Origin of the sequence: Luteimonas sp. R10 (genome assembly GCF_045689605.1) — a bacterium.
Taxonomy (GTDB): domain Bacteria; phylum Pseudomonadota; class Gammaproteobacteria; order Xanthomonadales; family Xanthomonadaceae; genus Luteimonas.
The window spans coordinates 1,484,751-1,507,193 of record NZ_CP141262.1 but is presented as its reverse complement, the minus strand read 5'-3'; the positions used below and the strand labels follow the sequence as shown (position 1 = coordinate 1,507,193).

The 22,443-nt window shown below is 67.6% G+C and carries 15 protein-coding genes; 10 read left to right on the top strand and 5 right to left on the bottom strand.

Annotation, left to right across the window (positions count from 1 at the left end; translation table 11 throughout):
* Positions 1-72 precede the first annotated feature (72 nt).
* Complete coding sequence (locus tag U3649_RS06370) at positions 73-1,182, top strand: HDOD domain-containing protein (protein WP_407354036.1); 1,110 nt, start codon at positions 73-75, stop codon at positions 1,180-1,182.
* Positions 1,183-2,652: 1,470 nt separating this feature from the next.
* Here U3649_RS06370 and U3649_RS06365 read toward each other — a convergent pair.
* The 3 genes from U3649_RS06365 to U3649_RS06355 form a co-directional block, all read right to left on the bottom strand.
* A complete protein-coding gene (locus tag U3649_RS06365; RefSeq protein WP_407354035.1) occupies positions 2,653-5,595 on the bottom strand; it encodes a TonB-dependent receptor domain-containing protein in 2,943 nt (980 codons plus the stop codon).
* Between the two features lie 148 nt (positions 5,596-5,743).
* Complete coding sequence (locus U3649_RS06360) at positions 5,744-6,676, bottom strand: helix-turn-helix domain-containing protein (RefSeq protein WP_407354034.1); 933 nt, start codon at positions 6,674-6,676, stop codon at positions 5,744-5,746.
* Between the two features lie 114 nt (positions 6,677-6,790).
* A complete protein-coding gene (locus U3649_RS06355) occupies positions 6,791-9,115 on the bottom strand; it encodes a winged helix-turn-helix domain-containing protein (protein ID WP_407354554.1) in 2,325 nt (774 codons plus the stop codon).
* Positions 9,116-9,570: 455 nt separating this feature from the next.
* Between U3649_RS06355 and U3649_RS06350 the strand changes: the two genes are divergently transcribed.
* The 4 genes from U3649_RS06350 (at position 9,571) to U3649_RS06335 (ending at position 12,782) form a co-directional block, all read left to right on the top strand.
* Positions 9,571-10,275, top strand: coding sequence for an RNase A-like domain-containing protein (locus U3649_RS06350; RefSeq protein WP_407354033.1), 705 nt, complete (start codon positions 9,571-9,573; stop codon positions 10,273-10,275).
* Positions 10,276-10,304: 29 nt separating this feature from the next.
* Positions 10,305-10,598: a contact-dependent growth inhibition system immunity protein gene (locus tag U3649_RS06345; protein ID WP_407354032.1), complete on the top strand. Its 294-nt coding sequence runs from the start codon at positions 10,305-10,307 to the stop codon at positions 10,596-10,598.
* 314 nt (positions 10,599-10,912) lie between these two features.
* Positions 10,913-12,163, top strand: a complete 1,251-nt coding sequence (locus U3649_RS06340; protein WP_407354031.1) for a DNA/RNA non-specific endonuclease — start codon at positions 10,913-10,915, stop codon at positions 12,161-12,163.
* Between the two features lie 283 nt (positions 12,164-12,446).
* Complete coding sequence (locus U3649_RS06335; RefSeq protein ID WP_407354030.1) at positions 12,447-12,782, top strand: immunity protein YezG family protein; 336 nt, start codon at positions 12,447-12,449, stop codon at positions 12,780-12,782.
* A gap of 100 nt (positions 12,783-12,882) precedes the next feature.
* Here the strand turns inward: U3649_RS06335 and U3649_RS06330 are convergent, their stop codons facing one another.
* Positions 12,883-13,476, bottom strand: coding sequence for a DUF4136 domain-containing protein (locus U3649_RS06330; protein WP_407354029.1), 594 nt, complete (start codon positions 13,474-13,476; stop codon positions 12,883-12,885).
* Positions 13,477-13,646: 170 nt separating this feature from the next.
* Between U3649_RS06330 and U3649_RS06325 the strand changes: the two genes are divergently transcribed.
* The 5 genes from U3649_RS06325 to U3649_RS06305 all read left to right on the top strand — a co-directional run bounded on the left by U3649_RS06325 (position 13,647) and on the right by U3649_RS06305 (position 21,453).
* Positions 13,647-14,090, top strand: a complete 444-nt coding sequence (locus U3649_RS06325; protein ID WP_407354028.1) for a low molecular weight protein-tyrosine-phosphatase — start codon at positions 13,647-13,649, stop codon at positions 14,088-14,090.
* 337 nt (positions 14,091-14,427) lie between these two features.
* Positions 14,428-16,623, top strand: a complete 2,196-nt coding sequence (locus U3649_RS06320) for a UDP-N-acetylglucosamine 2-epimerase (protein ID WP_407354027.1) — start codon at positions 14,428-14,430, stop codon at positions 16,621-16,623.
* A gap of 71 nt (positions 16,624-16,694) precedes the next feature.
* Positions 16,695-18,929 carry a polysaccharide biosynthesis tyrosine autokinase gene (locus tag U3649_RS06315; protein ID WP_407354026.1) on the top strand — a complete coding sequence of 745 codons (2,235 nt, stop codon included), beginning with the start codon at positions 16,695-16,697 and terminating at the stop codon, positions 18,927-18,929.
* 11 nt (positions 18,930-18,940) lie between these two features.
* The gene (locus U3649_RS06310) at positions 18,941-20,353 is read left to right on the top strand and encodes an asparagine synthase-related protein (protein ID WP_407354025.1); all 1,413 of its coding nucleotides are present in this window, start codon (positions 18,941-18,943) and stop codon (positions 20,351-20,353) included.
* On the top strand, positions 20,350-21,453 hold the full coding sequence (locus U3649_RS06305; RefSeq protein WP_407354024.1) for a right-handed parallel beta-helix repeat-containing protein: 1,104 nt from the start codon (positions 20,350-20,352) through the stop codon (positions 21,451-21,453). Before U3649_RS06310 ends, U3649_RS06305 begins: the two co-directional genes overlap by 4 nt.
* Before the next feature lie 30 nt (positions 21,454-21,483).
* Here the strand turns inward: U3649_RS06305 and U3649_RS06300 are convergent, their stop codons facing one another.
* Positions 21,484-22,272 carry a hypothetical protein gene (locus U3649_RS06300; protein WP_407354023.1) on the bottom strand — a complete coding sequence of 263 codons (789 nt, stop codon included), beginning with the start codon at positions 22,270-22,272 and terminating at the stop codon, positions 21,484-21,486.
* Positions 22,273-22,443: the final 171 nt, after the last annotated feature.

The window sequence follows — 22,443 nt, the reverse complement described above, 5'->3', positions numbered from 1 at the left end:
CAGCCGCCAGATTCAATCGTTGGGCCGACGGGAGCAACGCGGAACTCGCTGCGGCCACAGGGGGACAACACCATGCATATACTGTTCGTGGGCGACAGCGCCATCCTTCCGCCCGACGTAATCGAACTCGTCGCCGCGATGGACGACACCTGGCGAATCGATACCGTACCCGACGGCGGCAGCGCTACCGCCCTGGTCGCCGAAACCGATATCGATGCCGTTGTGGTGGCGTCGGTCTTGCCCGACATGTCGCCGGCCACACTGCTCGAACAGTTGCGTACGCTGCGTTCGGGGTGCTCCCGCATCGCCCTGGTCGCCGGTGGGCAGCTGCCGTCACTACGGATCACGGGCCTGGCGCACCGCCTGCTGCCCTTGCCGCTGAGCGCGGAAATACTGCTGGAGGCGACCGGCAGCCTGGAAGATCTGTGCGAATTGCTCGACAACCCCGAATTGCGCAGCCGCATCGGCCGTGTCGAACAGTTGCCATCGCCACCGCATCTGTACCTCAGACTGATGCACGCGCTCGAGGACGACGACATCAGCGCCCAGGACGTCGCCCAGCTGATCGCCGGTGATCCAGGCATCGCCGCCAAGGTGCTGCATCTGTGCAACTCGGCATTCTTCTCCAACGGTCGCACGATCACCGATCTGCGCGGTGCCGTGGCCCGGCTTGGAATGGCTACACTGCGCGACGTGGTGCTCGCCAGCGAGGTGTTCTCGCTGCCGGCCGGCAGCGATATCGACCACGCGCAGCTGCAGCAACGTTCCCTGCTCGCCTCGCGCCTGGCGCGTCGCATGCTGCCCGAATCGAGCGCCGAACTCGGCGCGATCGCGGCGCTGCTGGCCGACGTCGGCTTGTTGCTGCCTGGCGTACGCAACGAGCACGAGCCCGCACGGCCTCACGACGACCGGCCCGGGCACACCGAGGCGGGAGCCTACCTGCTCGGCCTGTGGGGCCTGCCGATGCCGATCATCGAGGCCGTCGCATTCCATCGCGACCCGTCCCGCTCCAGCGTCCGCAGTTTCTGGGTCACCGGTGCGGTACACGTCGCCATGGCGCTGGCCAGCGACGGCAAAATCGATGAAGCCTATCTGGCCCGGACCAACATGGCCGATCGGCTGGAAGGGTGGCGCGCACAGGCGCGCGTCGCCGCAGAAGCGGTCGGAGTTGCCGCGGCATGAGCTAGGCGCCCTGCGGAAGCCGGGATACATCCGCGAACTGCACGATCCGCTACCGCCGCTGTCGGCGAAGTACACACGCCCAGAATTGGGATAGGGGGCGATGACAGATCGCCGTCGCTCCCCTCCCACACCACCCGGTATGCGGATCGGCACCGGGGTTCGCGAGGTTGAGGTCAGGGCAGACGCGGCAGGCCGAGGCGGTCGAAGTAGGCCAGAGTCAAGATGCGGTTCAACGCGTTGGCACTCTCTCAGGTCTTCCACCACCTGTTCGATGCTCCGGCCCCGCGTGCGCCGCGTCAGCGTGCGGATGCGATCCTTGAACCGGGCACGTGCCTTCTTCGATACGCCTCGGCGCACTTGGCCGTTACGCGTCCAGAAGATGAACCCCAGGAAGGATCGGCCGCGCACCGGCGCCACCGCACTCTTGGCCTCGTTGATCGTCAGTTTCAACCCGGCGTACAGGCTGCGCATGCGCTCCACCACTCGCTCGCCTGCTCGTTGGCTGCGCATGTACACGTTGCAATCGTCCGCGTAGCGCACGAAGCGGTGGCCACTGTGCTCCAGCGCCTTGTCCACTTCATCCACTGTCATCCCTTCCATGCCCGCACTGCCCGCGTTGCGCTTCACTCGGCCCAGGGCCGCAAGTCCAGCAAAGCTAGAGAGGCAGGCTGATGGCCTGCCTCTCTGCGTGCGGCTTGTCGCCGAAACGATCAGATGCGTTTCTGGTATTCATGGAGATGAAACGGCCGACTTCGAAACCGTTTCAGTATGCGTAACCGCTACTCAGAGATGCTTATCTTGATTCAGGGCGCAACCAGCATCAGCTGCGCCCATCGCCATACAGTCGATTAACAGCCACGATCAAATGGGGATACAGCCACCCCCCGGGTCACAAACATAGTGTAAGACCAGAACCCAATCGTCCAGCGCACACTCCCACAACGTCCCGCGGTGACCGCTTATTGTCATTACCTGCTGACCGGCATTCGATGACGTGCACGGGATAGTCGGCCTGAAGCTCGCGTATAGGCTGCCGGAAATGCCCATAACTCCTACCAGCAGCCCAATTGTCGTTCCTTTCATGATGTTCGACATCAGCGTAAACACTCCTTATCTTTGGATGGAGTCACCGCTCAAAGATCACGCGATCGCAAACCGTAGCGTGACCGCAGGGGGTTGGCGGTCATCCGACCGTAATGTGGAGGCCCTTTTAGATCAGTGAGGTGGATCAGGATCGTCGCATCGTACAAGTCCATACTCCGCGACATCGGCCGGCCAATGGTCTCATTCGTCGGTACCCCTAACCGGACGCCTTCTCCGACATTGACGTCACGTCGCTCCTGATCACGCCAAACGGGATACGTCCGCGTACTGCCCAACTCACTTCCGCTAGTGTCGGCGGATTGCACACGCGCGAAAAGAAAAGGCGGGCCAGCGGCCCGCCTTTTCGTGCTGCAGACCTCCGGTGGATCAGAAGCGCTGCTGGTACTGCATGTACATGAACCGGCCGATGTCGTAGCCGCCGTAGTAGGCCGAACCGGACGCCGGGTTGGAGTACATCGGAGCCGAATAGTGCTCGAACACGTTGTTCGCACCAACGGACACCGTCGCATTCCACGGCGCGTTCCAGCGGACCTGCACGTCGTGGAACGTGTTGGAGCCGACCCGGTTCTGCGGCGAGATCGCACCATCGAGATCCGGCGCGCTGTAGTCCGGGTTGGTGCACAGCTCCGGGTAGTCCGCCACGCTGAGGCAGCTTTCCTTCACGCCCGAGAAGTAACGGGTGGTCCACGTCACGCCCACATCCCCCATCTCCCAGGTCAGGCTGGCGTTCGAGCGCAGGCGGAAGTTGATGCCCGCGCTGCCCGAGAACGCATTCTGCTGCTCCGGCGGCACCGCGTCGTCATTGTCCTGCTTCAGTTCGTTCTTCGACACGTACGTGTTGAGCCAGGACAGACGGAAGAGACCATAGTCGGTGTCCATCGAATAGTTCAGGTCGAGATCGTAACCCTCGGTCTCCTGGTAGCCGGCATTGATGCCGGCATAGAAGAATGAGGTGATCACGCCGTTCTCATCACGGGTAAAGCGCGAGCCTGTGGGATCGGAACAACGAGATTCGATGCCACGCACATAGCAGTCGTCGAGCACCGACGTCGGCAAGTCGCCGATGATCGTGTTGTCGATGCGGATGTTCCACCAGTCCAGTGCAACGTTCAGGCCCTGGGCGAACGAAGGGCTGTAGACCAGCCCCAACGTCTTGCTGACCGACTCCTCGGGCGTCAGGCCGGGATTGGAGCCGGACGTGAAGGCGCGGTCGGACTGGTCCTCGCGGGTCTCCGAAAAGCCGCTTTCCGTGTTGGCGCGCTGACGGAAGTCCGCCGGCACGTCGGCCAGGCAGCGCTCGCTGCCGGCAGCGATGCCGTACACGCTGTCGCAGGGATCGGCATAGAACTCGAACGACTGCGATTCGCCACCGTACAGGTCGTTGATCGACGGGGCGCGGAAGCCCTGCGACCAGGTACCTCGCACCAGCAGGGACTCGATCGGCTTCCAGGTGAAGCCGGCCTTGCTGTTGGTGGTGTCGCCGAAGGTGTCGTAGTCGGAGTAGCGCGACGCGAGGTTCAGCGTCAGCTCCTGGGCGAACGGCATGTCGGCAAGCAACGGGATCTGCAGCTCGGCGTAGATTTCGTCGAGGCTGTACGAACCACTGGTCGGACCGGCCGCCAGATCGGTCGAATCGCCGGTCTGGGCCAGCGCGTCAGGCGAGAAGCTGCCCGACTCCTTGCGATGCTCGACGCCGACGGCCACGCCCAGGTCACCCGCGGGCAACGTGAACAGCGTGCCGCTGATGTTCGCGAAGTAGGCGCGGGTTTCGGTTTCCGAAAGCGCCTGGCCCGGCTTGTACAGATAGGCCTGCACGTTCGGATCGGCAAGGCTGTTCTCTGCATCGTAGCCGAACGGGATCAGCGGGTTCCACGGGGTGCAGGCGTTGGGGCCCGTGCCCAGGGTGATCGGATTGTCGGGGGTTCCACACTGCAGCACGCCGTCCGCATTGCGGAACGAGGCACCCGTGGCACGCGCGACATTGAGCGTGTTGAGGTTGCCGGTGCTGATCTGAACGCCCTTGTTCTGGTTGTAGAGATGTCCGACATCCCAATCGAAGAAGCGGCTGTCGCCGACCTCGAACGAACCGCGAATGGTGTTGCTGATCCGGTAGGTGGTCAGGCTGTTGAGCACTTCGCGCGGAACTTCCCAACCGCGGCGGATGTAGCTGACCGCCTCGCCGACCGGATTGAAGTAGCTGTCCGCCGACAGGCCACCAGCGCTGTTGGCGAATTGAGCGCTCTGGAACGGATAACCGGCGTTGCGCGCATACGAGTCGCGATCCGAGTACAGCAGGTCGGTCTCGAAGCTGATGTCGTCGGTGATGTCGACGATGGCGCTCATGAACGCCGACTTGCGCTCGATGCCGCTGTAGACGGTCGATTGCTCGCCCGGGTAGGTCTGGTCGAGCGCCGGGTCCACCAGGCGGTAGCTGGCGAAATCGGTCGGGTCCAGATTGGGAACGTCGCGACGCAGGGTGTACTGCGGGGTATACGGCCTGCCCTCGTCGTCGAAAGCCGTGCCGAAGCCGAACTGGCCTTCCTTGCGCGCGCCCGAGGCGCCGCCCGGAAGCGGCGCGCTGTTCGGGCCGGTCGGGAACGTATCGCGCGAGAACCAGCGGTCCGGCGCGAACACTGGGTTTTCCTTGGCGTATTCGGCGCCGAAGGTCAGCGACGTGCGCTCGCCGGTCGAACCGATGACGATATCGTAGCGCTCGACTTCACCGTCGCCCTCGCCCCACTGGCCGTAGTACGCGCCGGCTTCCGCTCCGTCGAAGTTGCGGCGGGTGATGATGTTGATGACGCCGGCCACGGCGTCCGAACCATAGATCGTGGACGCGCCGTCCTTCAGGATCTCGATGCGCTCGACCATCGAGGTCGGGATCGCGGAGACGTCCTGCAGGCCGCCCGTGGTGATGCCCAGGCGACGACCGTTGACCAGCACCAGCGTGCGCTGCGGCCCGAGGTTGCGCAGGTCGATATACGTACCGCCTACGGCTTCGCCCGAGCTCAGCGGGGCGGCACGGCTGATCGCCGGCGATCCTGCGGAGGTGATGTTTTCCAGAATGTCGGCAACCGAGCTGTAGCCTTGGTTCTGGAGATCTTCGCGGGTGATCTGAAGAACAGGCTGCGCGGTCTCGAGGTCGACCTGGCGGATGCGCGAGCCGGTGACTTCGATGCGGTCCAGGGTGGTGGCGTCCGAGTCCGAAGCGCTGGCCTGCTCCTGCGCCGAGCCGATCGCAGGTGTCATGGCCATCAGGATGGCTGCTGGGAGCAGCCCCCGCCTCAGTGCGGGAGTACGAAGATTCATTGATTCTCTCTCCAGAGTAACGTTAGTGACGCGTTAAAACGCACTCGGCACGTTACGGGCGTGCACGCGCCGCTGCTTTGCGATCGGGGCTCGAAGACTTTGCCGAGTCTGTCCGTACATGCGCGGACGGGCAGACGCGCGCCGGTGGTTACGAGAATGAAGTATTCGTGTGCTCGCCAGCCGCGATCGCCTCCGGAAGCCGTCTCGGTGCACGCATACTCGAAGGGTTCGCCCCTCCCCCGCTTCGCAGCGCTTCTTCCCGGTAACGGGTCGCCGACATGCCGAATCGCGCCCGGAACGCGCGGGCGAAGCTGCAGCAGTTGTCGAAGCCGCTGGATGCCGCCACCTCGCCGATCATCATCGAGGTGCTGCGCAGCAGGCCGGCCGCGCGCTCCAGGCGCAGGCGCGCGGAAAGCGCCTGCGGGCTCTCGTCATAGAGGCTCTGGAACGCCTTGGAGAAATACCAGCTGGAGAAGCTGGTCAGGTCGGCGAGTTCGCCGATCCGCACCACACGGTCGCTGTTGCCCTCCAGGAACAGGCGCGCGCGCTGCATGCGGCCGAAGACCTGGCGCTTGCGGTTCCGCGACCGGCCCGGGCAGAGGCGGACGCGTTGCGCCAGTTCGCGCTGGACCGCCGCCATGTGCAGCAGCATGGGCCGCATCGCCTCGGGATCGCCGCTTCCGGCAGCCGTCCGCCATAGCTGCAAGGCAGTCCGGACGTCGGCCGGGGCCAGGCGGCCACGGCCGCTGTACAGCATGCAGTCGGCCAATCGTTCCAGCGACTTGAGGGCCTCGTTGCCCACGGCCACTCCGATGCACAGGCCGCGCGCGTCTACTTGCACCAGTGGACTCGAGTCTCGCTCGAGCACCATCCATTCGCCGCGCCGGAGCTGGAAACGGCCTTCCCTGGCTTCCACCCAGCCGCTGCCCCGCAGCTGGATCCAGATGGTCAGCGCGCCGGTGGTCGATCGCACCCCGCCCAGGCGCGAAAGGGCGATACAGCAGTTGGTGTCGGCATCGTCGGTGGACTCGGTGGCACCCGAACCGAGCAGTTTGCCGCGATCGGCCCAAAGCATTTGCATGTCACATCCATCATTTGCCGAAGTTGATGGATGGATGTGCCCGAGTTGAGGATCGGATTCAGGAAATTTACTGGAGACTTCGCCGAAATAGCACCGATGCCCGATCCGAAGAATTCACGAAGTGCTTTTTTTCAATGCACTCATCCACTTGGCGATGCCGAGGAGGAACCCGGGTCGCCTCTCGGGAAGCGGCATGAAGCCGATGTCGGTTCCGTCCTCAGCCGCCAACGCGACATACATGGCCCCGGTCCGCGCACCGATGCTGAGACCGTTGGTGCTGCCGAGCCTGTCCGACGCCAAGCAGTAGGTCGCCCGCGCCCCCGGGCCGGCGGCGATCCGGGTCATCCTGGCGCTGCAATCGGGCGTATGGTGCAGATACCCGACAGCGCCGTCGGCGCCCACCGCCCAGGTGCGATAGCGCCAGCGCGCCGGCGCGCTGGCATCGATCTGGCGAACGCTTTCAGGCCGCAGCCCCGGATCGGCCTGCCAGAGCCCATCGCCCGACAGCCGGGTGAACAGCACCCGCCGGTTCACCGGGTCGTACCGGGCCTGCGACACGCCCTCGATCACCCGCAGCGTGCGCCATGGCGTCCGACTGCGATCGAACAGGATCAGGCGCATGTCGCCGTCGCCGGTTTCCGCAACGACCAGCAGCTGCGTCGGGTCCGGAAGATAGACCGCCTGCAACGGCCGCCCGGGCGGCACCGGCAGCCGCGTCGCCTGTCCGGTTCCGGGGAACACCTCGTAAATCGACGCTCGATCGCGTTCGTCCCATCCGGCCACCAGCAACTTGCGGCTGTCGGCCGACCAGGCCGGCGCCTGCCGGGTCTCCGGGCGCACGCCCTCGAGCGGCCGCAGCGATTGCGGGCGGGACAGATCGACATGCCACAGCTCGAACCGGCCCGACCGATCCGAAGTGAACACCAGTTGCCGCCCGTCCGGCGAGATCGTGGGCTGGGTATCGCGGCCGGACGACTCGAACAGGCGCTTCTTGGTCACCGGCGCGTCCGGCGACGGCGGTGGGCCGACCCGGTAGATGCCGAACTGCGGCCGCCGGTGCACGAACGCCAGCATCCCCGTGGAAGCCGAGACCGCCGGACTTTGCGCATCGTCCAGCCCCAGATCGTTCACCCTGCCGCTGTCCACGTCCAGGCGGTACAGGCGCGACTGGCTGTCGACGCGGCGGCCGAACAGGATCGAACGACTGTCCGGCAACCAGCTCCAGCCGCGGATCTCGGTGCCCAGGTCGGTCAGCGGCTCCGGCTTGCCGCCGGCGGCCGGCATCCGCCACAGGTCGCCCAGCTGCGGGTTGCGCACGAACGCGATCCACTTGCCGTCCGGCGAATAGCGCGGCGCGTAGTCGAAATCGTCCTCGCGCACGTCGTAGTCGAGCTCGCGCCAGCGGCCCGTCGCCAGTTCGAGCACGCGTATGCCGGGGCTGGGATCGGCTCCGGTCATGGTTCCGAACACCAGTCCATGCCCGTCCGGCGTCCAGTCGAAACTGAGCAGACCGTTGTGGTCGCAACGCGCGACCTCGCGCTCGGCGCCGCCGCCGTTGGCAGCCACGATCACGACCCGGCAGCGGCCGTTGCCTTCGGTACGGGCGAATGCGATCTCGCGGCCGTCCGGCGACCATGCCGGGCGACTGTCGGACACGTCCGCCGCGGGCGGTTCGCTGAGTCGCCGCGGCTGCGCGCTGCTGGTGGTCTGCACCTGGATCACGGTGCCGCGTCGCCCGGGGACGGTGGCCGCATACGCCACCATCGAGGCATCCGGCGACAACGCCGGAAACAGCTCGAACCCCGGCGCCGAAGTGATCAGGCGGTAGGGCCTGGCGGGTGCACCGACGCCATGCGCCGGATCGGACACCGCGGCCGCCGGTGCCCTGGCGGCGTGCATCAGCATGAATGTCCCCGAAACCATTGCCAGCGCCAGTACCGTGACACCGGCGACGAAGACCCGGCGGGTGACCCGTGGACGCGACGCGTCGGATGCGATGACGGGCGCAGGCACGGGCTCGGCAGGAGACAGCGGGGGCCCGTCGGATGCATTGCGACCGGTTTCGCCATCGTCCAACCGTTCCACCGCGGCCATCAGGCGATAGCCGTTCTTGGCGATGGTCTCGATATAGCGCTTGCCGCCGGCGGCCTCGCCCGCACCGGCGCCGAACGCCTTGCGCAGCTGGGTCACCGCCTGGGTCAGGACATCGTCGGTCGGCAGCGTGCCGGGCCAGACCTCCGCCAGCAATGCGTTCCTGCTCACGACCTTGCCGGGATTATCCGCAAGCATGCACAGCACCGCCATCGCCTTCGGCGTGACGCGCTGCGGGCGGCGGGCGCCCGGCATCTGGATCTCGCGCGTGGAGACGACGACGAGGCCATCGCCGATGCGCATGCAATCCGACGATGCGGGCCGATGTGGTGGAAGAGGTGTTTGCATCGACAGCAGAAGCGGGGAAACCGAGACGGCAAGGATGCCGTCACATGCCTGAACGCGAAGGCGGCCAACCGCCGGATTGCGCAAAAGGCGGCGGCACGATCGGACAGGTGCGATCCGGCTGCGGATTCTACCGTATCGATGCCGTCGGCCTGTCTGCCGGTGGCGCACGTTTCTCTCTCTACTCTGCAACGTCTTGCGCGCCCCTCCAGGCGCGCTTCTTTTTTCGCCCTCCGGCCGCCGGAAGCGCTCGGCGCACGAACGCGGTGCGAATGGCGCGCATCGACCATCGGCATGGACGGGATCTCGCAACCACGGCGAGTTCCGGCTCCAGGCCCTAGGGACGCCACCAGCTGGTCGCAGCAGGCCTCCCATCCTAGTCTCGGGCCTTTCCACTGGAGGCTGTCTTCGAGATGGACGCTGCAAGCGCACTCACTGCAAGTCCGGCAGCCTGGGCGATGCCGCCTGTCCACGACGCGCGCACGCCCGCGCTCGAAGCCGCGGCCATGGACGTGGACCTGCCGCAACACATCTCCGACCTCGCCCAACGCGGCGAACTCGCGGATTTCCTGGCGCAGACCGATGCCGCGACCGCACTCGCCGAGTCGGGACCGGTCTTCGCCGAGCAGCTCGATCCGCTGCTCGACAGGATCCGCGACGGCCTGTCGCAGCTGTCGATCGAAAGGTTGCCGGCGCTCGAGCGCGACGCGGTGGCGGCGACGCTCGAGCGCCTCGATGCGCATCTGGGACCGGCCGAGGCGCCTGCGCCCACCGGGGAAGTCCCGGGCGGCGGCCTGCAGGCGCACGAGGACGCCGGCGGGCACCTGATCGAGCGCCACGTCGGCAAGAGCGAACAAGCACTGGTCGACCGCGTGCGCAACGAAAACATCAGCGCCGCGTCCAGCTTCCGCGACCTCCCGGAGGCCGAGCATTTCGTCGCGGCGACCCTCGCCGAACACGGCGACCGCATCGACGCCTGGCTCGGCGGCGAAGGCGGCAACCGCCTGGTGGTCGACGCCCGCTTCGACGCCAGCACCGGGCTCTCGGTGGCGCGCGGCGAGAGCCGGGCCGAGGACGTGTTTTCGGTACGGCTGGTGCTGGAGCGGTCGGATCGCCTGGACATCGGCTATAGAATCGTCACCGGCTACCCGTCCGCACCGTGAGTCCCGATGACCGCCGAGTCCCTGCGCCCATGAGCGAATTCCCCACCCTGGAAAACTTCTTCGCCGCCTACTTCCACCAGGACTGGGCGCTGGAGCACGACTCGGCCGATGCCGTGGTCGACGCCTATCGCGACAACGAAAGCGACGCCACCGTGGCGCGGGCACGCGACGAACTCGACCGCCTGCTGGCACGCGATCTCGACGAGCTTGCCTTGGCCGCACAAGTGCGCGCGCTCGGCAGCGAGTACGACCCGACGCTGGCCGGCGGCAGCTGGCGCGGCTGGCTGGCCGCGACCGCGCAGCGCCTGGCCGCAACGCCGTAAGCTCCCCGCCCACGATCCAGGTGGAGCGCATCTCGAGAAGCCTATCAGCCGCGGATCGACGCGAATGACACGGATGATTCGCCAGTGAGGACCGAGAAGCCGCACTACGTTTCGCTCGACCACCTATCCGCATCATCCGTGGCGGATAGCTTTTGATGCGCGCTTAGAGCGCGCACGACCGCGCCGGCAGGCCGCTTGCGCATCGACGACAAGACGGTGACAACGCGATGACGAGCGGGCCCTAGGGTTTGCCCCGATGTCCGCAGTCGTGGCATGCCGCCAGACTTGGCGGCGGTCCCCGCGGAGATGGCGTCATGGTCGATCCCTTGCGTGTCGATGTCGCCCGCACCGCCCCCCCTCCTCCTCCGCCCGCGCTCGTCGACCCCGCCGCCGTGCAGGTGCGCGCGCAGCTCGCCGACGCTCCCGCCGCGCAACGCCCGGAGCTGGCCACCGAACTGCTGGGCGAACTCGACGATGCGGCACTGGCCACACTGGCCGCGAGCGAGGACGGCCGCGCCACGTTGCAGGCGCTCGACGACGCCTTGGCCGAGGCGCCGCCGGCGCTGCAGACCGCCGAGGGCGACCGCATGCGCCTGGCCGCGGTCCATGGCGGTGGCGCACCCGCGACCGGCGATCGCGCGGCCTTGCTGCTCGATCTCGGCCAGACCGCCCTCGACATCGTCGGCATCTTCGAACCCACGCCGTTCGCCGACCTGGCCAATACCGGCATCTCCATCGGCCGCGGCGACTGGCTCGATGCCGGGCTGTCCGCACTCGGGGTGATTCCCTACGTCGGCGACCTCGGCAAGCTCGGCAAATTGCCGGGCCTGGCCGGCACGATCGGGAACGCGGTCGACATCGCACGCACCGATCCCGGCTTCGCACAGCAGGCCAGGCCGCTGCTGGAACGCATCAACGGCCTCATCGACGACGTACCGCTCGATGCGCTGCCCGCCTCCGCGCGCGACGCCGTGGCGTCGATGAAGGGCAAGCTGGACGAGTTCTTCGGCGGCGCCGGCCGCTTCCCGGAGTTCGCCGACGGCGCGCGCCATGTCGACCCGGTGACCGGACGCACCGTCATCGACGCCAAGCCCGGCGCCACCGGCGGTTGGAACGCGACCATCAATGCCGACCGCCTCGAACCCGACGCGCTCTACCGCACCGACACCGGCTATCTCTACCACACCGACGGCCAGGGCCGGGTGTCGCGCGTGGAGGGGAACCTGCAGCTTGGCGACGGCCCCCGCAACACCTACCAGCAGCAGGTGTCGGGACGCGAGGACCGCCTGCCGGACGACCAGGGCGGCCACCTGATCGCCTCGATCTTCCAGGGGCCGGGCGAGCAGATGAACCTGGTGCCGCAGAACGGCAACCTCAACATGGGGGCCTGGAAGCAGATGGAGAACGCCTGGGCCGAGGCACTCAAGGCGGATCTGGACGTGCAGGTTAGAATCAACCCGGTCTATGGCGGCGACAGCCTGCGGCCGACGCGGTTCGACGTCAGCTACCAGATCGAAGGCCGACCGCCCACCACCCGAACGTTCCAGAACCGCCCCGGAGGGTGAGCGGCCGCGCTCGGCCGATGCCCTATCGGCATCGGCTGCGGCCGCGAACGCCCGGCCATGGATGGCCGGGCCGGACTCGCCGGAGTCGATCATGTTTCGCCATGGATGGCGGCCACTGCCCGTCCCGAAGCGGCGCGATGCCAGCTATCCCCCATCAGAAAGGACGGATATCCTAATCGGCATCGGCTGCGCCCCTGACGGGGCGTGCAAGCGCACCGGACAGGTGGCAGCACGAATCGCTTGCAGAAGCCACAACTAGTCAGTCTTCAGAGGTCTTTTGCACATGCTTCCCGATCAGGATACCGATCTCTACCAGCGCATCGGTGAAATCCTGGCCTCGGTGATGCCGCCGCGGGCGCAGCGCATCAGCGCGCTGGCCACCGTCGGCGACGACTGGTCCGAAGTGTCGTTCGAGTTCGCCGGCGACGACGGCAAGCCGGCGCATTTCGGCTTCGATGCGCATCCTGCCCAGGCGGCCGGCGATATCGGCGAGGCGCTGATCGAGCTGCGCCAGCGGATGGCGGCCGACGGCAGCGATCCGTGGAGTCGTTGCCGTTTCGACATGCGCCGCGACGGCAAGTTCGATCTGGACTTCGACTACGCGCCGGGCGACGCCTGACCGACCCCAGCAGCCATGCCATGGGTCGACGCGCACTCCGCCGCGTCGGCCGCACCCCGCTCCGGGACCAGCAACCGTCGTCCGGCCGCGCCGTTGCGCATCACATCGCCTGGGCCGCCGCGCCCGCCCTGTGCGGATAACGGGCGAAGATCTCCGCCACCGTCGCATCGATGCGGGCCTTGCGCTCCTCGGGCTCGAGATTGGAAACGCGGCCGACGGCGACACCTTCCCACACCAGCCGGTTCTCGCGCACGTCGACCAGGTCGATGTTCATCGTGCCCTCGGTATAGCGGTAGACGTGGGCGCGCTCGCCCCAGTAGGGCACCGCGAAATAGGCGCGCGCGCGGTAGCTGTAGTAGTACGCATAGTCGACGGTCGGGACCGAGCTGACGTCGGTGCGGCGCTCGAGGTAGGCGTTGATGTTGACCCAAAGGTCGGGGTTCTCGGCATCGTAGACGTAGCCGCGGGACTCCATCTGCCGGCGCACCGCGGCCTTGGTGGCCTCGCTGGTGGCGGTGGCATAGCCGTGCTTCTCGATCGCCAGCGGCGAGTAGAAGGCGTAGCTGCGATAGCTGGAGAAGTCGGCGCGCGGATCGGCCTCGGTGGTGATGCGCGGGCCGGTGGCACAGCCGGCCAGCAGGGCCAGCGTGCAGAGCCCGAGCAACCAGGCGGCGAAACGGTGGTGGGATTTCATGGCGGATCTCCGGTTGCAGGGTGACGAACGCTGTGCGGGCACCTCGACACGCCACCGAATATACGGGAACAACGGTCGAGCGCGCGCGAGCGGCCACGGACGACACCGGCCGGGCCTTCTTCGCGGCACCTTCACCGGCGGGCGGGTCGCCCGCGACTAGATTGTCGCGCATGCCCAAACACGTCCTGTTCGTCTGCACCGCCAACATCTGCCGCAGTCCCACGGCCGAGGCCCTCCTGCGGCACCGCCTTCCGGGCGACGCCGTCACCGCCACGTCCGCGGGCCTGCTTGCCCTGGCGGGGCATCCGATCGACCCACGCGCCGAAGCGGCGCTCGCCGCCCGCAAGCTGACCGCGGCAGGGCACGTGGCACGGCAGCTGACACCCGCGCTGATCGCGCAGGCCGACGTCGTGCTGGCGATGGAGAAGCGGCATCTCGCCGCGCTGCGGGCGCTGGCCCCGGATGCGCGGGACCGGACGTTTCTGCTGGGGAAATGGTTGCGGAACGCCGAGATCGTGGATCCCTACCGCGGCAGCGACCTCGACTTCGAACGGAGTTGCGGACTGATCGGCGACGCACTCGAGCGATGGAGTCGGCATCTAACGGAATCCTGACATTCATGAATGTAGTTCAGCAGATGAACGACGCGCACGCGAACACGCGAAATACATCGGAATGACCTGAATTCTTCATCTTACGATCAGACTTTTGTGACTACAGTCGCGCACTACTGGATACCTGCTTCTCGGATGCATATGCGTCACGTCCGGGTACAGGTCAGCCGCTGAGGGGGGCGGTTGTTGTGCGTGCATCCGCACGTAGCAGTCGACAACCAAAGCCCCCGAGGAACGCATGGAGCATCCAAAGCTGGTAGCGGCTAGCGTTATCGCGCTGGCCGTCACTCTTTTCGCCATCTTTTCGCTGCGGCCCATCGCCCGACGTTTCGGGCTCGTGGACAAGCCCGACGGCCGCAAGCGTCATCGCGGCTACATTCCGCTGATCGGCGGCCTCTGCTTCTTTCTCGGCACGCTCGCCGGCCTGGTCTACCTCGGGTACCTCGACCGCTTCGTCTCGAGCCTGATGGCCGGCGCCGGGGTGATCGTGGTCATCGGCCTGATCGACGACCTCAGCGGGCTGAGCGTGCGCTCGCGCGTGCTCGCCGAGGCGGCTGCGGTCTGCCTGGTCATCGCCGCCTCCGGCTACTACATCGACGACCTGGGGGCGCTTTTCGGCGAGCCCACCAAGCTCGGCCTGCTCGGCATTCCCCTGACCGTGGTCGCGGTGATCGGACTGATCAACGCCTACAACATGCTCGACGGCATCGACGGCCTTGCCGCCGCGATGACGATGGTGACCATCATCGCCATCCTCCTGTTCGGCGACGCGCGCATGTCGACCCCGGGCATCCTGTTGCTGCTGCAGGTGCTGTTCGCCGCGCTGATTCCCCACCTGTTCGTCAACCTGGGATGGCCGGACGGACGCAAGGTCTTCATGGGCGATGCCGGAAGCATGCTGGTCGGGTTCCTGCTGGCGTGGAGCCTGATCTATCTCAGCCATCCGAGCATCGGGCGCCTGGCGCCTGTCGATGTCCTGTGGTGCGTGGCGCTGCCGGTCATGGACACCATCGCCGTGATGTACCGACGCTTCCGGAAGGGGCTCTCTCCGTTCGCGCCCGATCGCCAGCACCTCCATCACCTGCTGCTGGATGCCGGCTTCTCGCCGCGGGCGGCGCTGCTGGCGATCGTCTCGACCAGCGGCTTCCTGGCGATGTTCGGCTACGCGCTGCGCAATTCGAGCGACTTCGTGAGCACCGGCGCGTTCGTCGCATTGCTCGCGGCGTACGTCTTCTGGCTGCCGCAGCTGAAGCTCGAACCGCCGCCCATGGCACGCAGGCGCGCCATCCGGGCCGCCGCCGGCGCCGATGCCGACGGCGGCGACGGTGCGGCCGTCTCCGGCTCCAGCGGTCGCGTGCAATCGCACCAGCGGCTGAAGGCGCTGTGCGTGATTTCGGCGGCCTCGGAAGCGGTCACCCTCGCCCCGATCGCCCGGCGGATCTCGCAGGACGAGCGCTTCGATTCGAAGATCTGCGTCACTGCCGCGGCCGCGGCGGAAACCGAGGACGTGCTGCAATTGTTCGATCTCCGGCCCGACATGAAGATCGAACTGGAGACCGCCGACGACGAGCCCGGCCACGCCGCGCTCGCGGCGCACGAAATGGAACGCATACTGGACGAGGCCGGACCCGACATCGTGCTGGTGCTCGCGGACGCCGGGGTCGCGTTCGCGACGACGCTGGCCGCCTACCACCGGCATGTTCCGGTCGTTTCGGTGGAGTCCTGGACCGCGGCCGCCACGGACGCCGAGGCGCCTGCGCGCAAGACGATCCGCACACTCGCCTCGCTGCACATGGCGTCGAGCCAGGTGCGCCGGAACCTGATCGAGGAAGGTGTACCTGCCGACCGCATCCTGGTTGCGGACAACACGGCCGCCGACACGCTGCACGCCGCGCTCGCACAGTTCCAGCGCGACCTCGAGCTCAACCGCAAGCTGGCGACCCACTATCCGTTCCTGCGTCCGGACAGTCCGCTGCTGCTCGTGGTGGAAACCCGCGAGACCGACGCGAGCGCAGAGGCGATCGCCCATGCGCTGCGCGACGTGGCGACACGACGTCCGGACGTCGACCTCGTCTGGCTCGCCCAGCCGGAATCAGGAAACGCCGGCAAGTGGTTCGACGGTCTGGCCAACGCCCATGCGGTGGAGGCGCCCGACTACCTGGCATCGGTGTACCTGGTGCGCAACGCCGACCTGATCGTCGGCTGCGGCGAGCCGGGCCCGGAGGTGATCGAGATCGGAAAGCCCGTCGTCATCGTGCACAGCGGCAGCGCGCCGGCCGCGACCGTGGAGCCGATCCACGTCACCCGTGTCCCGGGCGAACCGGCCGCGATCGGCCGCGTCGTGCTGGCGCTGCTCGAGGGCGAGCGGCCTCGAAACCCGACGGTCGCCCCCCACCGGCACGACGGCAACGGCGCCCGCCAGCACGTCGTGGACGCCCTGGCCGGCATGCGGCCGCACGGCCCGCGCACCGATGCACCGCGGTTCGTGCACCAGGCCCGGGCCGCCGCCGAACTGTCCCGCGAACAGAGGTGACGGTGCGCAACCGCGCCCGCCGTCCGCGCCCGCTCCAGCCGCCCCACGCCACCGCTGACTGGTAGAAAGACATGACGAAAACGCTGACGACACGACCGGAGCCCCGCAAGTCGCTGCACTACGTTCGCAACGACGACATCGACCTGCCGATGCTCGCGACCACGCTGATGGAGAACAAGCGCTTGATCGTGCTCGGCACCGCGGCCTTCTTCCTGATCGGCGTCGCCTATCTGACGCTGGCCACGCCCAAGTACGAGGCCAACGCGGTGGTGCAGGTGGAGCGCCGGCCGCCGGCGCTACCGGGCACAAACAGCGCCGACGGGCAGACGGGGGTATTGCCCGAAGCGTCCGCGTCGACGGAAATCCAACTGGTGACCTCGCGGCGGGTGCTGGAGGAGGCGATGGCGCACCTCGACCTGGACATCCAGGTCGAACCGCATCGCCTGCCGGTGATCGGAAACCTGGTGGCGCGCAGCTTTGCGCGGATCCAGCCCGACGGGCTGGCGCCGGCGTGGTTCGGCTACGGCTGGGGCGGCGAGCGGATCGACGTCTCCCGCCTGGAAGTGCCCGACGCTCTGCTCGGGATTCCCCTGCAGCTGCGGGTCGAGGGCCGCGACCGCTACACGCTCTCGGGCCCGGACGGCGACGTGCTGGTGGAGGGCGGCGTCGGCCAGAGCGCCAGCGGCGAAGGCGTCCACGTCCGCGTCGATGCGGTCCATGCGAACGCGGGCACGCGCTTCACGGTCACGCGCGCCGATCCGACGGTGATCATGGCGGCGCTCAAGCGCGACATCAGCGCGGCCGAGCAGGGACGGGAGTCGGGCATCATCTCCCTCACCTACGCCGATGCCGATCCGCAGCGCGCCAAGCAGGTGCTGGACGAGGTGACGCAGGCCTACATCCGCCAGAACGTGACGCGCAACTCCGCCGAAGCCGCCAAGCGCCTGCAGTTCGTGTCCGAACAGCTGCCGAACGTGCGCGAGGAGCTGTCGAAGGCGCAGGAGGCACTGAACGCCTTCCAGAAGCGCACGCGGACGCTGGACGTGCAGGTGCAGAACCGCGCGCTGCTGGACCAGACCGTGACGCTCGGCGCGAGCATCCAGCAGTTGCGCATCCAGATGGTCGAGGCGGCCGGGCGCTATACCCGCGAGCACCCCGCCTACCGCACGCTGCAGCGGCAGATCGGCCAGTTCGAAGCGGAGAGGAGCGAGCTGGAAAGCCGTATCCAGACGCTGCCGGACATCCAGCAGGGCCTGTTCCGGCTCAATCGCGACGTGGAGGTCACCAACCAGACCTACGCCAGCCTGCTCGACCAGGCGCAGCAGCTGAACATCGCGCGTGCCAGCGCGGTCGGCAGCGCGCGGATCGTCGACCCGGCCGCCGTCGAGCGCAACAGCCCCGCGTGGCCGAAGCCGCTGCCGGTGCTGGCCGGCAGCATCGGGCTCGGATCGATGCTGATGATCGCCCTGGTGCTGCTGCGGCAGACCTTCCGCCGCGGGGTGGAGGATCCGGTGGACATCGAACTGCTGGGCATGCCGGTGTTCGCCTCGGTGCCGTTCAGCAAGCGCGGGCAGGAATTCTCGCTGGCCACCGGGCGCCTGCGCCGCGACGGCCGCCCAACCCTGCTGGCCCTGCGCGCGCCGTCCGACCTGGCGATGGAAGCGCTGCGCACGCTGCGGACCAGCCTGCACTTCGCGCGGCAGAAGACCAACAACAACCTGATGATGATCGTCGCGCCGAGCCCCGGGGTGGGCAAGACCTTCGTCTGCGCCAACCTGGCGGTGACCATGGCCCAGGCCGGCCAGCGCGTCGTGCTGGTGGATGCGGACATGCGGCGCGGCACGGTGCATCTCGCGGTGGGGACGCGATCGGCGGGCGGGCTGTCGGAGCTGCTGGCCGGGAAGATCTCCCTGGACGAGGCCGTCCGCAAGGTGCCAGGCGCCGAGAACCTGTCGTTCATCTCGCGCGGCGCGATTCCGCCGAACCCGTCCGAACTGCTGATGGACGAGAACTTCGCCAGGGTGCTGAAGCTGCTGGAGCGCGCCTATGACGTCGTCATCATCGACACGCCGCCGGTGCTGGCGGTGACCGACGCCGCCCTGATCGGGCACCACATCGGCACCTCCCTGATGGTGGTGCGCTGGGGCCACAACCAGCAGCGCGAGATCGCGATGGCCAAGCAGCGGCTCGAGCAGAACGGCGTCGAGGTCACCGGTGCGATCTTCAACGGCGTGCAGAACCGCGGCGCCGGCAGGTACGCGTACAGCCACTACGCATACTTGCCCGCCAACGATGTCGCGCGTTGACGGGGCCGCGGATGCAGATCTGCATGTCGCCGTACTACGGCAAGCCCGACTTTTCGATGTTGTGCGAGAACGGCCCCGCCAGGGGGGCGCTGGATCTCGTGTCCGTAGCGGACACGCTGCGCAACGCGTTCGTCTACCCGCCCTACTCCGTGTTCGAGAACGTGCGGCTGGTGACGTTCGGCTTCTGCCCGCAGCACGACATGCATACCAACCCGGTGTTCAAGTTCAAGTTCCGCGACGTACGCAGGACGGGTCCGGCCGATCAGGACCAGGACTGGGTGGGCACCTACCACCGCCTGCTGTGCGAGGCGGTGTCCCGCTCCTGCGAACGCATGCGCGCGCCATGGTTGCTGCAAAGCGGCGGCAAGGACTCCACCACCCTGGCGATCGCCCTCGCCGACGCGCGGCCGGACGCCGGTTGCGTCACCTATCTCGGCGGTCGTGAGGAGAACGAAGTCGATTCCGCCCGCCGCGTCGCGCGCGAACTGGGCCTGAGACACGAGGTCCTCGTCTGCTCGCCCGGGCGCGCCTACGACCGCTACCTGGAGATCGTGCCGCGCATGCCGCTGCTGACCGCGGACTTCGCACTGCTGTCCTACGTCGACCTGGCGACCGAGATCGCCGGCCACGGCGGCGACGGCGTGATCGACGGGCTCGGCTCGGACACCTATTTCGGCTCACCCGTCAGTTCGCGGCAGCGCTGGCTGGCCCGGCTCGCGCGGCAATGGAAGCTGCCGAGCCGCATGGCCGAATTGCCGATGGTCGACCGCAGTTTTCCGTTGTGCTTCCTGCTCGGCACCCTGCAGATGAGCATGATCGAGCGCGTCTTCCCCGGCTCGCGCTTCACCGACGCCGAGGTCGACGCGCTGTTCGGGCGCCCCATCTCGCGGGTTTCGCGCAAGCGCCTGGGCCTGTTCGAGGACGAGATCGCCACCGCATCCAGCGACTGGGAGTGGCGCGCGATGTCGCTGTCCATCGCCGGCTCGGCCGGCGCGTTCGCCAAGGGACTCTATACCACCATCGCGCTGTCGCTGGAGGCCGCGTATCCGTTCTGCGACCGGGCGCTGCGCGAGTGGGTGCACCACGAGGTGCCGCAGTCGCAGAAGATCGACCCGGTCTCCGGCCTGGGCAAGGTGCTGGTCCGCAAGCACATCGCCACCCGCTTCGGCCACCTGCCCTACGTCATGCAGAAGGGCAGCTTCCGCTTCGACCTGTGCGGCCTGGCGCGCGAGCGGTTCGACGTGGTCTTCGACCACGCGGTGCGGGCGCGGGACGTGCTTCCCGGCGCCGTCGACTGGCTGGACCGCAACCGGCACCGGTTCGGCAACAAGTACCACGCGTCCAAGTTCTACCTGCTGGCGATCGTGTTGCCGTGGCTGGTGCAGCACCGCGCCGGCGAGGCGCCGGGGGAGCAGGCGCCATGAAGCGACGGGCGGCGGGCGGCGCGACGGCCAGCGCGCGCCGCGGCTTCCTGGGCCGCGTGCTGGGGTTGGCCACGGCCACCGCGGCCGGCGGCGCGTGGCTGTCCATCGCCCCGCCGGCCGCCGCGGCAACGCGGGCGCGCGGGCGCGCCCGGATCGACGTGCGCGAACACGGCGCCCGCGGCGACGCCGTCAGCGACGACACGGCCGCATTCCAGGCGGCGATCGATGCCCTGCCCGAGGACGGCGGCACCGTGCACGTCCCCTCCGGCGCCTACCTCATCGATCCGACGCGCAGCGTCCGGCTGCGCAGCCGCATGCACCTGGCCATGGCCGATGGCGCCCGGCTCATGGCCAAGGCGAACGCCGCACCGCGCGCGTACGTGTTGTTCGCAGAGCAGGTCCAGGACGTGGAGATCTCCGGCGGCCGCATCGTCGGCGATCGCGATACGCACCTGGGCGAAACCGGCGAGTGGGGCCACGGCATCCGGATCCGCGGCTGCGGTGGCGTCACCGTCCGCGACATCCACATTTCGCGCTGCTGGGGCGACGGCATTTCCGCGGGCGGCATCATGACCAAGGGACAGCGGTCGCGACCCGGCCGCGATTACGTATTCGAGAACGTCACCTGCACCCGCAACCGGCGCCAGGGCCTGACGATCGGCAGTTCGCGCCGCGTGCGCATACGCGGCTGCGAATTCAGCAACACTGCCGGCACGCCGCCGGCCGCCGGCATCGATATCGAACCCGATACCGACATCGCGCGCGACATCCTGATCGAGGACTGCCTGGTCTTCGGCAATCGCGGCCCCGGGATCCAGCTGTACAAACGTGCCGCCGAGGTGAGGATCAGAAGGTGCACGATCGAACGCAATCGCGGCGAGGGCATCCTGGCCGTGACCGGCGTCGACTGCGTCTTCTCCGACAACATCATCCGCAACAACCATCGGAAAGGCGTCCTGCTGCGCGGCGGCTCGCGCAACATCCGCCTTGCCGGCAACCGCTTCGAGGGCAACGACCAGGGCCGCGGCGGCAAGCAGCAGGTGCAGGTCGCCGACGACAGCGTTGCCGTCGGGATCGACGCGGACAACGTGTTCGAATAACCGGCCTGCTACCGCTTCCGGAACAGGGCCTCAGGCCGGTCGCCGCGCAGGCCGCAGCCCCAACTGGCGCAACACCGCCTTCGCCGGCGCCTTCATCGGCCGGACCAGGGCCCGGTAGAAGACGCCCTTGATGCGGTTGCGGCGGGGAATCCGCCAGCCGAACCCCTCGTCGACCGCGTACAGGCACGGGTTGCAGCAGCCGCACGGCACGGTCCCGTTGCGCAGCCTGTGGCAGAAGCAAGTCAGGTCCAGGACGCCCAGCCACCCGTGCTCGCCTGCGATCTCCGCCGTCTCCAGCTTGCGCAATTCGAACAGCGGAAACGAGAAGCCGCCGAAAGCCGTGAATTCCTTGGTACCGCGATATTCCTCGCCGATGCGGTAGTTGGGATAACCGTCCTCGTCGGTCCGTGCCACGAACGACCCGATGATGCGATGGATCCTGCCGCCCCGGTGACCGGCGCCGAGCTCGAGGCTGGCAATGCCCAACTGCCTGCGGAATCTCGCCAGCCACTCGTACTGGCTGCCGACGAACGTCTCCGCCACGATGCGACCGAACGCCTCGGTGATCTCGGGATCCGGGGCCAGATCGGCCACGTTGAACTTCTGCAGCGGCGCGAGCAGGCGGCGGGTGTGCGGGTACTCCTCGAACAGGCGTGCGCGGATGCGCTCCATCGCCGCCAGTTCCCCTTCCATGGACCGGCGCGTCGGATCCAGCAGGTAGTGCGGCACGACCTCGCGTCGATGCAGCAGGAGCAGTTGCAACAACCGGAAAGTCGAATCCCAGCCGCCGGTCCAGAGCAGATTCACCGGGGAAGACATCGAAGAGCCTCCCGCGACGGCGGCGCCCAGGCTGTCATCGTTGCCGCGTTGACCCATATCAGCTACTCGTCAAGCAAGATCGGAGCGCATCACGTGAAGAGCCGAAATCCCCACTGGCACCGCCGGGCACAACGATCGCACGGCGGACGTGAACAGGCCTGCATCGACATT

Excerpts from the sequence above, each read along its gene's own strand:
- U3649_RS06300 (WP_407354023.1), bottom strand. The coding sequence starts at position 22,272 with ATGTCTTCCCCGGTGAATCTGCTCTGGACCGGCGGCTGGGATTCGACT.
- U3649_RS06335 (WP_407354030.1), top strand. The coding sequence starts at position 12,447 with ATGCTTCCCGATCAGGATACCGATCTCTACCAGCGCATCGGTGAAATC.
- U3649_RS06350 (WP_407354033.1), top strand. The coding sequence starts at position 9,571 with ATGCCGCCTGTCCACGACGCGCGCACGCCCGCGCTCGAAGCCGCGGCC.
- U3649_RS06345 (WP_407354032.1), top strand. The coding sequence starts at position 10,305 with ATGAGCGAATTCCCCACCCTGGAAAACTTCTTCGCCGCCTACTTCCAC.
- U3649_RS06370 (WP_407354036.1), top strand. The coding sequence starts at position 73 with ATGCATATACTGTTCGTGGGCGACAGCGCCATCCTTCCGCCCGACGTA.
- U3649_RS06330 (WP_407354029.1), bottom strand. The coding sequence starts at position 13,476 with ATGAAATCCCACCACCGTTTCGCCGCCTGGTTGCTCGGGCTCTGCACG.
- U3649_RS06310 (WP_407354025.1), top strand. The coding sequence starts at position 18,941 with ATGCAGATCTGCATGTCGCCGTACTACGGCAAGCCCGACTTTTCGATG.
- U3649_RS06315 (WP_407354026.1), top strand. The coding sequence starts at position 16,695 with ATGACGAAAACGCTGACGACACGACCGGAGCCCCGCAAGTCGCTGCAC.
- U3649_RS06355 (WP_407354554.1), bottom strand. The coding sequence starts at position 9,115 with ATGCAAACACCTCTTCCACCACATCGGCCCGCATCGTCGGATTGCATG.
- U3649_RS06365 (WP_407354035.1), bottom strand. The coding sequence starts at position 5,595 with ATGAATCTTCGTACTCCCGCACTGAGGCGGGGGCTGCTCCCAGCAGCC.
- U3649_RS06340 (WP_407354031.1), top strand. The coding sequence starts at position 10,913 with ATGGTCGATCCCTTGCGTGTCGATGTCGCCCGCACCGCCCCCCCTCCT.
- U3649_RS06325 (WP_407354028.1), top strand. The coding sequence starts at position 13,647 with ATGCCCAAACACGTCCTGTTCGTCTGCACCGCCAACATCTGCCGCAGT.
- U3649_RS06305 (WP_407354024.1), top strand. The coding sequence starts at position 20,350 with ATGAAGCGACGGGCGGCGGGCGGCGCGACGGCCAGCGCGCGCCGCGGC.
- U3649_RS06360 (WP_407354034.1), bottom strand. The coding sequence starts at position 6,676 with ATGCAAATGCTTTGGGCCGATCGCGGCAAACTGCTCGGTTCGGGTGCC.